At 61.0% G+C, this 13,398-nt stretch carries 7 protein-coding genes; all 7 read left to right on the top strand.

Translation table 11 applies throughout. From position 1 onward, the window contains the following. Positions 1 to 289: 289 nt before the first annotated feature. On the top strand, positions 290 to 4,738 hold the full coding sequence (gene gltB / locus HU742_RS25955) for a glutamate synthase large subunit (protein ID WP_186644378.1): 4,449 nt from the start codon (positions 290 to 292) through the stop codon (positions 4,736 to 4,738). A 33-nt stretch (positions 4,739 to 4,771) separates the two neighbouring features. Beyond that, on the top strand, positions 4,772 to 6,190 hold the full coding sequence (locus HU742_RS25950; RefSeq protein WP_186639659.1) for an FAD-dependent oxidoreductase: 1,419 nt from the start codon (positions 4,772 to 4,774) through the stop codon (positions 6,188 to 6,190). 203 nt (positions 6,191 to 6,393) lie between these two features. After that, the gene (hemE, locus tag HU742_RS25945; RefSeq protein ID WP_186644380.1) at positions 6,394 to 7,461 is read left to right on the top strand and encodes a uroporphyrinogen decarboxylase; all 1,068 of its coding nucleotides are present in this window, start codon (positions 6,394 to 6,396) and stop codon (positions 7,459 to 7,461) included. 334 nt (positions 7,462 to 7,795) lie between these two features. Next, positions 7,796 to 9,262 (top strand): N-acetylglucosamine-binding protein GbpA, encoded by a 1,467-nt coding sequence (gene gbpA / locus HU742_RS25940; protein ID WP_186644382.1) that lies wholly within the window; start codon positions 7,796 to 7,798, stop codon positions 9,260 to 9,262. Between the two features lie 204 nt (positions 9,263 to 9,466). Next, on the top strand, positions 9,467 to 9,991 hold the full coding sequence (locus HU742_RS25935) for a type II secretion system protein N (RefSeq protein WP_186639665.1): 525 nt from the start codon (positions 9,467 to 9,469) through the stop codon (positions 9,989 to 9,991). A gap of 8 nt (positions 9,992 to 9,999) precedes the next feature. Beyond that, the gene (gspD, locus tag HU742_RS25930; protein ID WP_186644384.1) at positions 10,000 to 11,928 is read left to right on the top strand and encodes a type II secretion system secretin GspD; all 1,929 of its coding nucleotides are present in this window, start codon (positions 10,000 to 10,002) and stop codon (positions 11,926 to 11,928) included. Further along, complete coding sequence (gspE, locus tag HU742_RS25925; protein WP_186639669.1) at positions 11,925 to 13,397, top strand: type II secretion system ATPase GspE; 1,473 nt, start codon at positions 11,925 to 11,927, stop codon at positions 13,395 to 13,397. The genes gspD and gspE overlap by 4 nt, the downstream gene beginning before the upstream one ends. The last annotated feature ends 1 nt before the right edge of the window (position 13,398 follow it).

Below are 13,398 nucleotides of genomic sequence, written 5' to 3'. Positions count from 1 at the left end.
GCGACCTTTCAGGCCGCGCGCCTTGTGGTGTCTGCGTCACAGTAGCGTTTGAGTCGTAGCGGTCGAACCCAAAAAAGTTTTGACTAGCACAGCATATAGCTTTAAACCTTTCACAAATGCGACATGGATTTGCGACAGTTCGTCGTCAAATTTGTGAGCCTCTGTGACGGTGTGTACAATGACCTCCCTTTTGCCCCCGCAAAGCTGGCGTACGTTCGGCGCGGCACGCAACTGGCTGAATTGAAAAGAAATTTGCCTCGATAAGAGGCAGCCTGGTGAGAAAGTGTCTATGAAAGCAGGTCTGTACCAACCAGATGAATTCAAGGATAACTGCGGTTTTGGCCTGATAGCCCATATGCAGGGCGAGCCCAGTCATACCCTTTTGCAAACGGCCATTGAGGCCCTGACCTGCATGACCCACCGTGGTGGGATCAACGCCGACGGCAAGACCGGTGACGGTTGTGGCTTGCTGATTCAAAAACCCGACGAGTTCCTGCGTGCCGTAGCCCAGGAAACGTTTGGCGTGACCCTGCCCAAGCAATACGCCGTGGGCATGGTGTTTTTCAATCAGGACCCGGTAAAGGCCCAAGCCGCTCGCGAAAACATGAATCGCGAGATCCTGGCCGCCGGCCTGCAATTGGTCGGCTGGCGCAAAGTGCCGATCGACACCAGCGTCCTCGGCCGCCTGGCCCTTGAGCGCCTGCCCCTGATCGAGCAAGTATTTATTGCCGGCGAAGGTCTGAGCGACCAAGAGATGTCGATCAAGCTGTTCAGCTCGCGTCGTCGCTCGTCCGTGGCCAACGCTGCCGACACCGATCACTACATCTGCAGCTTTTCCCACAAGACCATCATTTATAAAGGCCTGATGATGCCGGCGGACCTCACCGCCTTTTATCCGGACCTGAGCGACGAGCGCCTGAAGACCGCGATCTGCGTGTTCCACCAGCGCTTCTCCACCAACACCCTGCCGAAATGGCCGCTGGCCCAGCCATTCCGCTTCCTCGCTCACAACGGCGAGATCAACACCATCACCGGCAACCGCAACTGGGCCGTGGCTCGTCGCACCAAGTTCGCCAACGACTTGATGCCGGACCTGGAAGAGCTTGGCCCGCTGGTCAACCGCGTGGGTTCGGACTCATCGAGCATGGACAACATGCTCGAGCTGATGGTGACCGGTGGCATCGACCTGTTCCGTGGCGTGCGCATGCTGGTGCCGCCAGCGTGGCAAAACGTCGAGACCATGGACCCGGACCTGCGCGCCTTCTACGAATACAACTCCATGCACATGGAGCCGTGGGACGGCCCGGCCGGTATCGTCATGACCGACGGTCGCTACGCGGTGTGCCTGCTCGACCGTAACGGCCTGCGTCCGGCACGTTGGGTCACCACCACCAACGGCTTCATCACCCTGGCCTCGGAAATCGGCGTCTGGAACTACCAGCCCCAGGACGTCATCGCCAAGGGCCGCGTAGGCCCGGGCCAGATCTTTGCCGTGGACACCGAAACCGGCCAGATCCTCGACACCGACGCCATCGACAACCGTCTCAAGTCCCGTCATCCGTACAAGCAATGGCTGCGCAAGAATGCCCTGCGCATCCAGGCGACCATGGAAGACAACGATCACGGTTCGGCTTTCTACGACGTCGATCAGCTCAAGCAGTACATGAAGATGTACCAGGTGACGTTCGAAGAGCGTGACCAAGTGTTGCGTCCGTTGGGCGAGCAAGGCTACGAAGCGGTCGGCTCCATGGGCGACGACACACCGATGGCCGTGCTATCGCAGCGCGTGCGCACGCCGTACGACTATTTCCGCCAGCAGTTCGCGCAGGTCACCAACCCGCCGATCGACCCGCTGCGCGAAGCGATCGTGATGTCGCTGGAAATCTGCCTCGGCGCAGAACGCAACATTTTCCAGGAGTCGCCGGAGCATGCCTCGCGCGTGATCCTCAGCTCGCCGGTCATTTCGCCGGCCAAGTGGCGCTCGCTGACCAACCTCGATCGCCCGGGCTTCGAGCGCCAGGTCATCGACCTGAACTACGACGAAAGCGTCGGTCTGGAAGCGGCGATCCGCAACGTGGCCGATCAGGCTGAAGAAGCCGCGCGCGCCGGTCGCACTCAGATCGTGCTGAGCGACCGCCACATCGCGCCGGGCAAGCTGCCGATCCACGCCTCGCTGGCCACCGGCGCGGTGCACCATCGCCTGACCGAAAAGGGCCTGCGCTGCGATTCGAACATCCTGGTGGAAACCGCCACGGCTCGCGATCCGCATCACTTCGCGGTGCTGATCGGCTTCGGCGCCTCGGCGGTCTATCCGTTCCTGGCCTATGAAGTGCTGGGCGACCTGATCCGTACCGGTGAAGTGCTGGGCGACCTCTACGAGGTGTTCAAGAACTACCGCAAGGGGATCACCAAGGGCCTGCTCAAGATCCTTTCGAAGATGGGGATTTCGACCATCGCCTCGTACCGTGGCGCGCAATTGTTCGAGGCCATCGGCCTGTCCGAAGAAGTCTGCGAGCTGAGCTTCCGTGGCGTGCCAAGCCGCATCAAGGGCGCGCGCTTCGTCGACATCGAAGCCGAACAGAAAGCCCTGGCCGCCGAAGCCTGGAGTCCGCGCAAGCCGATCCAGCAGGGTGGCTTGCTGAAATTCGTCCACGGTGGCGAATACCACGCCTACAACCCGGACGTGGTCAATACCTTGCAGGCCGCCGTGCAGCAGGGCGACTACAGCAAGTTCAAGGAATACACCGCGCTGGTGGACAACCGTCCGGTGTCGATGATTCGCGACCTGCTCAAGGTCAAGACCCTCGACACGCCGCTGGACATCAGTGAAGTAGAGCCGCTGGAATCGGTACTCAAGCGTTTCGATTCGGCTGGTATTTCCCTGGGTGCGTTGTCCCCCGAAGCCCACGAAGCCCTGGCGGAAGCCATGAACCGCCTCGGCGCGCGTTCCAACTCCGGCGAAGGCGGCGAAGACCCGGCGCGCTACGGCACCATCAAGAGTTCGAAGATCAAGCAAGTGGCGACCGGCCGCTTCGGTGTGACGCCGGAATACCTGGTCAACGCCGAAGTGTTGCAGATCAAGGTGGCCCAGGGCGCCAAGCCCGGTGAGGGCGGCCAATTGCCTGGCGGCAAGGTCAACGGCCTGATCGCCAAGCTGCGTTATGCGGTCCCCGGCGTGACCCTGATTTCACCGCCGCCGCACCACGACATCTACTCGATCGAAGATTTGTCGCAACTGATCTTCGACCTCAAGCAGGTGAATCCCAAGGCCCTGGTCTCGGTGAAGCTGGTGGCGGAAGCTGGCGTGGGCACCATTGCCGCGGGCGTGGCGAAAGCCTATGCCGACCTGATCACCATTTCCGGCTACGACGGCGGCACCGGCGCATCGCCGCTGACCTCGATCAAGTACGCCGGCGCGCCGTGGGAACTGGGCCTGGCGGAAACTCACCAGACTCTGCGCGGCAACGACCTGCGCGGCAAAGTTCGGGTGCAGACCGACGGTGGCCTGAAAACCGGCCTCGACGTGATCAAGGCCGCGATTCTCGGCGCCGAAAGCTTTGGCTTCGGCACTGCGCCGATGATTGCCCTGGGCTGCAAATACCTGCGCATCTGCCACCTGAACAACTGCGCCACCGGCGTGGCGACCCAGAACGAGAAGCTGCGCAAGGATCACTACATCGGCACTGTCGACATGGTGGTGAATTTCTTCACCTACGTGGCCGAAGAGACCCGTGAATGGCTCGCGAAGCTGGGCGTGCGCTCGCTGGAAGAGCTGATCGGCCGTACCGATCTGCTCGAAGTGATCGAAGGCCAGACCGCCAAGCAGCAACACCTGGACCTGACTCCGTTGCTGGGCAGCGACCTCATTCCCGCGGACAAGCCACAGTTCTGCCAGGTTGATCGCAACCCGCCGTTCGACAAGGGCGAGCTGGCCGAGAAGATGGTCGACATGGCCGCTGCGGCGATCAACGACATGAGCGGTGCCGAGTTCGAACTGAACATCTGCAATTGCGATCGCTCCATCGGTGCGCGTATCTCCGGTGAAATCGCTCGCAAGCATGGCAACCAGGGCATGGCCCAGGCGCCGATCACCTTCCGCTTCAAGGGCACGGCCGGGCAAAGCTTCGGCGTCTGGAACGCCGGCGGCCTGAACATGTACCTGGAAGGTGACGCGAACGACTACGTGGGCAAGGGCATGACCGGCGGCAAGTTGGTTATCGTTCCGCCCAAGGGCAGTGTCTACCGGACCCAGGACAGTGCGATCATCGGCAACACCTGCCTGTATGGCGCCACGGGCGGCAAGTTGTTTGCCGCTGGCACCGCGGGCGAGCGTTTCGCCGTGCGTAACTCCGGCGCCCACACCGTGGTGGAAGGCACCGGCGATCACTGCTGCGAGTACATGACCGGTGGTTTTGTCTGCGTCCTGGGCAAGACCGGTTACAACTTCGGCTCCGGCATGACCGGCGGTTTCGCCTATGTGCTCGACCAGGACAACACCTTCGTTGACCGGGTCAACCACGAACTGGTGGAAATCCAGCGGATCAGCGGCGAAGCGATGGAAGCGTATCGCAGCCACCTGCAGCGCGTGCTGAACGAGTATGTCGAGGAGACCGACAGCGAGTGGGGTCGTGAACTCGCCGAGAACCTCGATGACTACTTGCGTCGTTTCTGGCTGGTCAAGCCCAAGGCTGCCAACCTGAAGTCGTTGCTTTCCAGCACCCGTGCCAACCCGCAGTGATATGCGCCTGAAGAGTTTGATGAGGTTTTAACAATGGCTGAACGTCTGAATAATGACTTCCAGTTCATCGATGTCGGGCGCAAGGATCCGAAGAAGAAACTGTTGCGTCAACGCAAGAAAGAGTTCGTGGAAATCTACGAGCCTTTCAAACCCCAGCAGTCGGCCGACCAGGCCCACCGTTGCCTGGGTTGCGGTAACCCGTACTGCGAATGGAAGTGCCCGGTGCACAACTTCATTCCCAACTGGCTGAAACTAGTGGCCGAGGGCAACATCCTCCAGGCCGCCGAGCTGTCCCACCAGACCAACACCCTGCCGGAAGTCTGCGGCCGGGTGTGCCCGCAGGATCGCCTGTGTGAAGGTGCCTGCACCCTCAACGACGGTTTCGGCGCGGTGACCATCGGTTCGGTGGAGAAGTACATCACCGACACCGCGTTCGCCATGGGCTGGCGCCCGGACATGTCCAAGGTCAAGCCGACCGGCAAGCGTGTCGCGATCATCGGCGCGGGCCCGGCGGGCCTGGGCTGTGCGGACGTGCTGGTGCGCGGCGGCGTGACCCCTGTGGTGTTCGACAAGAACCCGGAAATCGGCGGCCTGCTGACCTTCGGCATCCCCGAATTCAAGCTGGAAAAGAGCGTGCTGAGCAATCGTCGCGAAGTGTTCACCGGCATGGGCATCGAGTTCCGCCTGAACATGGAGGTGGGCAAGGACGTGACCATGGAGCAACTGCTCGAAGAATACGATGCGGTATTCATGGGCATGGGCACCTACACCTACATGAAGGGCGGCTTTGCCGGTGAGGACCTGCCGGGCGTGTACGACGCGCTGGACTTCCTGATCGCCAACGTCAACCGCAACCTGGGCTTTGAAAAGTCGCCGGAAGACTTTGTCGACATGAAAGGCAAGAAGGTCGTGGTACTCGGCGGTGGCGATACGGCGATGGACTGCAACCGTACGTCGATTCGCCAGGGCGCCAAGTCGGTGACCTGTGCTTATCGTCGTGACGAAGCGAACATGCCCGGCTCGCGTAAAGAGGTGAAGAACGCCAAGGAAGAAGGCGTGAAATTCCTCTACAACCGCCAGCCGATTGCGATTGTCGGTGAAGACAAGGTTGAAGGCGTGAAGGTGGTCGAGACCCGTCTCGGCGAACCGGATGCCCGTGGCCGTCGCAGCCCGGAGCCGATCCCTGGTTCCGAAGAGATCATCCCGGCCGACGCCGTGGTCATCGCTTTCGGCTTCCGTCCAAGCCCGGCGCCGTGGTTCGAGCAATTCAGCATCCAGACCGACAGCCAGGGCCGCGTCGTCGCCCCGGAACAAGGCCAGTACAAGCACCAGACCAGCAACCCGAAGATCTTCGCCGGTGGCGACATGGTCCGGGGTTCCGACCTGGTGGTGACGGCGATCTTCGAAGGCCGTAATGCGGCGGAAGGGATCCTGGATTACCTGCAAGTCTGACCGCTGTAGATCGTTCCCACGCTTTGCGTGGGAATGCCTCAAGGGACGCTCCGCGTTCCAGGGGCACGCAGAGCGTGGGGAACGATCAATGAGGAGCAGCCAAACCGCGACAAATTGCCTCGATAGATAAAAGGCACGGCACTTGCCGTGCCTTTTACGTCGCGCTCTGAGAAAATGCCCGCACTTTTTTTCCGGATGCCGACATGACTGCCCTGAAGAACGACCGTTTCCTTCGCGCCCTGCTCAAGCAACCTGTAGACGTCACCCCGGTATGGATGATGCGTCAGGCCGGTCGCTACCTGCCGGAGTACCGTGCCAGCCGCGCCAAGGCCGGTGACTTCATGAGCTTGTGCATGAATCCGCAGTTCGCCTGCGAAGTCACGATGCAGCCGCTGGATCGCTACCCGCAGCTGGACGCGGCGATCCTGTTCTCCGACATCCTCACCATCCCCGACGCCATGGGCCAAGGCCTGTACTTCGAGACCGGCGAAGGCCCGCGCTTCAAGAAAGTCGTCAGCACCCTGGCCGATATCGAGGCCTTGCCGATTCCGGATCCGCAGAAAGACCTGGGCTATGTCATGGACGCGGTCAGTACCATTCGCCGGGAACTCAACGGTCGCGTGCCGCTGATCGGTTTCTCCGGCAGCCCGTGGACGCTCGCGACCTACATGGTCGAAGGCGGATCGTCGAAAGACTTCCGCAAGACCAAGGCGATGCTCTACGACAACCCCCAAGCCATGCACCTGTTGCTGGACAAGCTGGCCCAGTCGGTCACGTCCTACCTCAACGGCCAGATCCTGGCTGGCGCGCAAGCGGTGCAGATCTTCGATACCTGGGGCGGCAACCTGTCGGCAGCGGCGTATCAGGAGTTTTCCCTGGCCTACATGCGCAAGATCGTCAGCGGCCTGATCCGCGAGCACGAAGGTCGCAAAGTCCCAGTGATCCTGTTCACCAAGAACGGCGGCCTGTGGCTGGAAAGCATCGCCGATGCAGGCGCCGACGCCCTGGGTCTGGACTGGACCTGCGACATTGGCAACGCCCGCGAGCGTGTCGGCCACAAGGTCGCCCTGCAAGGCAACATGGACCCGACCGTGCTCTACGCCAAGCCTGAAGCCATCCGCGCTGAAGTCGGACGCATCCTCGCCAGTTACGGCAAGGGCAGTGGCCATGTGTTCAATCTCGGCCACGGCATCACCCCTGAGGTCGATCCGGAACATGCCGGCGCCTTCCTGCGAGCGGTGCACGAGTTGTCGGCGCAATATCACGTCTGATTGCTGCCCCTGTTACCCAGCCTGTCCGGACCCGTGCCGGACAGGCTTTTTAATGTCTGGATGTTTAACAGTTCGATATAGACCAGCCGATCGTTTAGAAGCGTTTAGTTGTTTGTTTTATGGCGATATCTGCTTGTACGATATTTCTTTAATTATGTAAGGGAAATCGATTCAGAGATCGTTCCTTCCATGTTGAGAGATTTGTCCTACATAGGAATCGGTTAACTTTCTATAAGGTTTCTGGCACTTGCGAGGTTTGGCGCTGAGCCGTCTGGTGCGCCTTTGCAAGGGGCGGTAATACGTCTTTCATTTCGATGAATAGTCTGGAACTTATATGAAAAATAACTTTAACAAGAGCAAGGTATTAACGGGGTGCACTACCTCCTTAGTTCTTTTGTCAACCATGATGACGTCTCAAGATGTGCTGGCCCATGGTTATCTCGACGTACCGCCTTCGCGCGCGTTGCTCTGCCAGAAAGGTGACAACAAAAATTGCGGTGGCGCGCAATACGAACCGCAAAGTACCGGTGAAACTTTCAAGGGTTTCCCGAACGGCGTCGGTGGGGCGCCGCTGCAAGGTCCCGTTGACGGCAAGATCGCCAGCGGCGGTCACGCATTGTTTTCTGCCTTGGATGCGCAATCGGCCACGCGTTGGCACTTGACCGAGATCAAGGACCGCAACATTGACTTTCAATGGCGATACACCGCGGTGCACCCTGCAACCAAGCACGAATATTTCATTACCCACGACGGCTGGAACCCAAACGAAGCGCTTAAGCGTGCCTCGTTCGACAGCACGCCGTTCTGTACTGTGGAGGGTGCTAATCAGGTCCCGGTCGGAGGCGCCAAACACAACTGCGTCATTCCCGACAGCAAGTCGGGTCATCACGTCATCCTGGCCGTTTGGACAGTGGGCGATACCGACAACGCGTTCTACGACCCGGCCGATGTGAACATCCTCGCCGAAGCCGCATTGCCGGGCGGCTGGCAGCCGGTGGGCAGCATTACCCCAGCGACCCCATTGCTGATGGGTGACAAGGTCAAGGCCCGGGCGTTCTCCGCGAGCGGTGAAAGTACCGAATACAGCGTAGAGATCCGTATCGATAACGCTGAAGTAGGCAAGCCTGAAAACTGGTCGTTCAAGCTGGCCGAAGCCATCAACAACGCCCATTCCGTGATTCGTGCCGGTATTCGTGACAATGACGGCAATATCACGCCGGTCGAGGGCACCAACCGCCTGTATGCGCAGAAAGAAAGCGGTGTGACTCGCTATGAAGTGCAACTGGACATGCAGGAAGACGCTGGCGCCAGCATGGAGATTTCCTCCCTGCAACCAGAATACGTCCTCGACAAAGGTCGGGTGAGCATGGTGTTCGCCGCGCAGACAAACCGCAGAATGAACCTCGAAGCCACGCTGTTCGACGAGAAGAACAAACAGGTGGGTGTCGTGAGCAAGACCGTGGCTGAAGGCAGCACCAACCTGAACCTGGACGTGCGCAGTGCCCCTGGCGCCCATACCCTCACGCTGGTGGGAACCACCGAAGACGGGCGCACCACCCGCCAGGATACCCAGGCGGTCACCCTGACCGGTGAAGGCGCGGGCATCGAGTACGACTTCGTATTCCCTGAAGGTATCAGCGACTACACCGCCGGCACGAAAGTGCTGCAGCCCAAGACTGACGAAGTCTTCGAATGCAAGCCGTTCCCGGCGTCCGGCTACTGCAAGCAGTACGGCCCGACGTCGAACGGTTTCGAGCCGGGTGTCGGTGCGTCCTGGCAAAGCGCCTGGGACAAGCTGTAAGTCCTGACAGGCACGGCCCCAGGCATTCCGTACAGGTTGCCCGGGGCTTTCGAGCGAGGTCACAACCATGCATTCCAACTGTCTCGGGCAACGGGTTCGGCTGCGCGGGCTACCGGTCGCCAGACATGAGTTTTTCGTACCTCCGATGGCGCGGCGGCGATCCTGCGCAAAGCCTGCGGGCGCGATGGTCCCAAGGACGCAAAGGTGAACCTGTCTTTTCTGAGCGGCGGCCGCCTGCCGAAGCTGCTGGTGGTCATACCGCTGCTGTATGGCGTTTTTCTGGCCGAGCAAGAGTGGCGCTTTCGCCAGGCGTTGAGCCGTGATGCGCCAGTGGTCGTCGACACACCGGCAGTCCCGGTTCGCCAGCTACCCAACGTGCAAGCGGTGGCAACCGTACTAGGGCTGCCGCTTGGGGGGGCACAGGCATCAAGCGCTGAACCGATCACGTTGCAAGCCAGTTTTGTCGCTGGCCAAGGCTTGTCGCGGGCATTGCTGGCCGACGCCGCTGGCTCGCGAATTTACCAGGTAGGTGAGCGCTTGCCGGGCGGCAGCGTGCTGCGCCGGGTCGAGGCGAGCCATGTGCTGTTATGGCGCAACGGGCGGGAAGAGCGGCTGGCCCTGCGGCAGGAAGCCAAACCTCTGTTGCGCAAACTGGACCCTGGGGAAGGCCGCCATGCCGCGCTTCGTTCTTCGCAATACCTACGCCCGGTGGTTGGGCAATCAGAGTGATCGAATTCATGAATAGCTTCATCCGGGGCCGCACCTCGCGGTTCCTGTTCTGTCTTGCCGTGTCTTGTTCGTTGTTGCCCACCGGTTCGTTGCGCGCCGAAGAGCCCCAATGGCAACTGGCGATGAACAACGCAGAACTACGCGACGTGGTCGATGAAATCTCGGCCATCCTGGGCAAGACCGTGGTGCTCGATCCCCGGGTGACGGGGCGTATTACTGTGATGTCCCACCAGGCGCTGGACCGTGAAGGCGTGCGTCGGTTGTTCTATTCGGTGCTCGACGCCCACAACTTCACCGTGATCGACGAAGGCGAGCGGATCCTGATCGTCCCGGTCAGCGATGCCAAGACGCGGGCCAGTGCCAGCGCCGTGAAAAACACCACTCCGTCGCAGTTCGTCACCCGGGTCATCGACTTGCAGTCGGGTGTTGCCGCCGATATTGCCGGGCTGGTCCGGCCCCTTGTGTCGGGCAATGGCTATATCGGCCCTTCAGTGTCTTCCAACGCGCTGGTGGTAACCGACACCGCCGCCAACGTGCAGCGCATTGTCGGCGTGGTGCACCAGTTGGATTCTGGACGTAACCGCAACCACAGGGTGCTGCGTTTGAGTCATGCCCAGGCCGGGGATATCGCGCCGATCATGCAGGCCACGGCTGGCAAGCGCGAGGGCGATGCGGCAGGCCTGGTGATTGCCGACACTCGCAGCAATCGCCTGGTGATCATCGGCGCGCCGTCGGTGCGTCAACGCCTGGTCGACCTGGCCCGGACACTGGACGTTCCGGCGGCCGCATCCCAGGGCAACGCGCGAGTCATCCGCCTGCGCCACAGCGATGCCAAACAACTGGCCGAAGTGCTCGAAGGCATCGGACAGGACCACAATCCGGCCCAGTCCGTGCCTGGCACTCGGGAAAACACTTCCACGGCGTCGTTCATGATCAAGGCTGATGAAAGCCAGAACGCTTTGGTGCTGATCGCCGAACCGGCGCAGGTCCGCACTATCGAGCAGATCGTTCGCGAACTGGATCAACCCCGTGCCCAAGTATTGATCCATGCGGCCATCGTCGAGATTTCCGGGGACATTTCCGAAGCGCTGGGTGTGCAGTGGGGACTCAAAACCGGAAGTGCTTCAGGGCTCATCAATTTCCCAGGAACCGATATTCCGATCATCGGCGGGCTGAAATTCAACAAACTCGACAAGGCCCCGGAAGGCGCCGTCCTGCAGCTGGGCGGCGATCGTTTCGGCGCGCTGGTGTCGGCGCTGGCGAGCAGTACTCGCAGCAATCTGCTTTCCACCCCAAGCCTGCTGACGCTGGACAACCAGGAAGCGGAGATCATCGTCGGCCAGAACGTCCCCTTCAAGACCGGCTCCTACGCCACCAACAGCAGCGGTGCGGACAATCCGTTCACCACCGTGGAACGCAAGGACGTGGGCATCAGCCTCAAGATCAAGCCCTACATCAACGAAGGCTCCACGTTGCGCCTTGAAGTCGAGCAGGAAGTCTCGGACATCGCACCGTCGGTTTCCGGCCTGGAGTCTTCCGACCTGATTACCAACAAGCGCGCCTTGAAAAGCACGATCCTGGCGGACGATGGGGAGATCATCGTTATCGGCGGCCTGATTCGCGACAGTGTTCGTACCCAGGAAAGCGGCGTGCCCCTGCTGCGCAGCATTCCGTACCTGGGAGCGCTGTTTCGCTGGAATCGCGACATCCAGACCAAAAGCAACCTGATGGTCTTCCTGCGTCCCACTATCGTGCGCAGCAAGGAAGACCTGGCCGACGTGAGCCGTCAGCGCTACGACGCGTTGCGAGACCTGAGCAAGCCGAGCCCCCGACAGAATAATTCCTTGTTGCTACCCAAGGACGCTCGCCAGCTATTCGAGCCGTCTTCGGATGCCCCGGTGACTGACTTGCGTCAACCGAAGGCGGGTGACCTGTGAGTGAGTCGCAGGCCCGGCTGCCCTTCGGTTTTGCCAGGCGCCATGGCGTGCTGCTGGAAGGCGACGGTGCGACCCTGAGCCTGGCGATGCGCCGCGATACGCCGCTGACGGCGTTGGCCGAGGTTCGGCGCTTGTGTGGTCAGGATCCTTCGATCCAGGTGCTGGAACCGGCTCAGTTCGCCACACGCCTGGCCAGCGCCTATCGCCAGGGACAGAGCGCCGCCGAGCAAGTAGCCCAAGGGCTGGACGAGGAACTGGACCTGCTCAGCCTGGCCGATCAGGTGCCACAGACAACCGATCTTTTGGAGCAACAAGGCGATGCTCCGATCATTCGTCTGATCAATGCCTTGCTCAGCGAAGCGGTTCGTGAACACGCCTCGGATGTGCATCTTGAAACGTTCGAGCAATACCTGTCGGTCCGCATGCGCATCGACGGACAGCTGCAGGAAATGCTGCGTCCGCGCCGGGAGTTGGCGAATCTGCTGGTATCGCGGATCAAGGTCATGGCGCGCCTGGACATCGCCGAAAAGCGTGTGCCCCAGGACGGTCGAATGGCGTTGCGCCTGGCCGGTCACGAGGTCGATGTGCGGGTCTCGACCCTGCCTTCAGCCCATGGCGAGCGCGTGGTATTGCGCCTGCTCGACAAACAGGCCGGCCGCTTGGATCTGCAGCGCCTGGGCTTGCCCGACGATACCCTGGCAAGTCTGCGTCGGTTGCTTTGCAAACCCCACGGCATCGTATTGGTCACCGGGCCGACGGGGTCGGGAAAAACCACCAGCCTTTACGCGGCGTTGAGCAGCATCAACGACCAGAGCCGTAATATTCTCACCGTCGAAGACCCCATCGAATATCACTTGCCAGGCATCGGCCAGATGCCGGTCAATCCCAAGGTCGACATGACCTTTGCCCGTGGCTTGCGGGCTATTTTGCGCCAGGACCCGGACGTGGTGATGGTCGGCGAAATACGCGACCGCGAAACGGCGGAAATTGCGGTCCAGGCTTCCCTGACCGGCCATCTTGTGTTGTCGACGTTGCACACCAACACCGCCGTCGGCGCATTCACGCGGTTGATGGACATGGGCGTGGATGCCTATCTGCTGGCGTCGTCCGTGGCCGGTATCGTCGCCCAGCGGTTGTTGCGAACCCTGTGTCCGTCCTGCAAGACGCCCTATGTGGCCGATGCGGCCATCTGCCGGCGCCTGGGGCTCGATGCCAACGCCGCGCCACGACTGTTCAAGGCCCAGGGCTGCGACCATTGCCAAAAAGGTTATCGCGGGCGTATCGGCATCTACGAACTGGTGAATGTCAGCGCCGCGCTGTCGCAGCTGATCCACCAGGGCGCCACCGAGCAGGCATTGACCCTCGAGGCGCGCAAGACCTCCCGCAGCCTGTTCCAGGATGGGCGGCGGCGGGTACTTGAAGGCTTGACCAGCGTCGATGAACTGCTGCGCATCACCCAAGAGGACTAGC

The sequence above is a fragment of the Pseudomonas marvdashtae genome, assembly GCF_014268655.2.
GTDB lineage: Bacteria > Pseudomonadota > Gammaproteobacteria > Pseudomonadales > Pseudomonadaceae > Aquipseudomonas > Aquipseudomonas marvdashtae.
The sequence above is the reverse complement of the archived record's forward strand: the minus strand, read 5'-3'. Positions and strand labels throughout refer to the sequence as shown.

Excerpts from the sequence above, each read along its gene's own strand:
- HU742_RS25950 (WP_186639659.1), top strand. The coding sequence starts at position 4,772 with ATGGCTGAACGTCTGAATAATGACTTCCAGTTCATCGATGTCGGGCGC.
- gltB (WP_186644378.1), top strand. The coding sequence starts at position 290 with ATGAAAGCAGGTCTGTACCAACCAGATGAATTCAAGGATAACTGCGGT.
- hemE (WP_186644380.1), top strand. The coding sequence starts at position 6,394 with ATGACTGCCCTGAAGAACGACCGTTTCCTTCGCGCCCTGCTCAAGCAA.
- gspD (WP_186644384.1), top strand. The coding sequence starts at position 10,000 with ATGAATAGCTTCATCCGGGGCCGCACCTCGCGGTTCCTGTTCTGTCTT.
- gbpA (WP_186644382.1), top strand. The coding sequence starts at position 7,796 with ATGAAAAATAACTTTAACAAGAGCAAGGTATTAACGGGGTGCACTACC.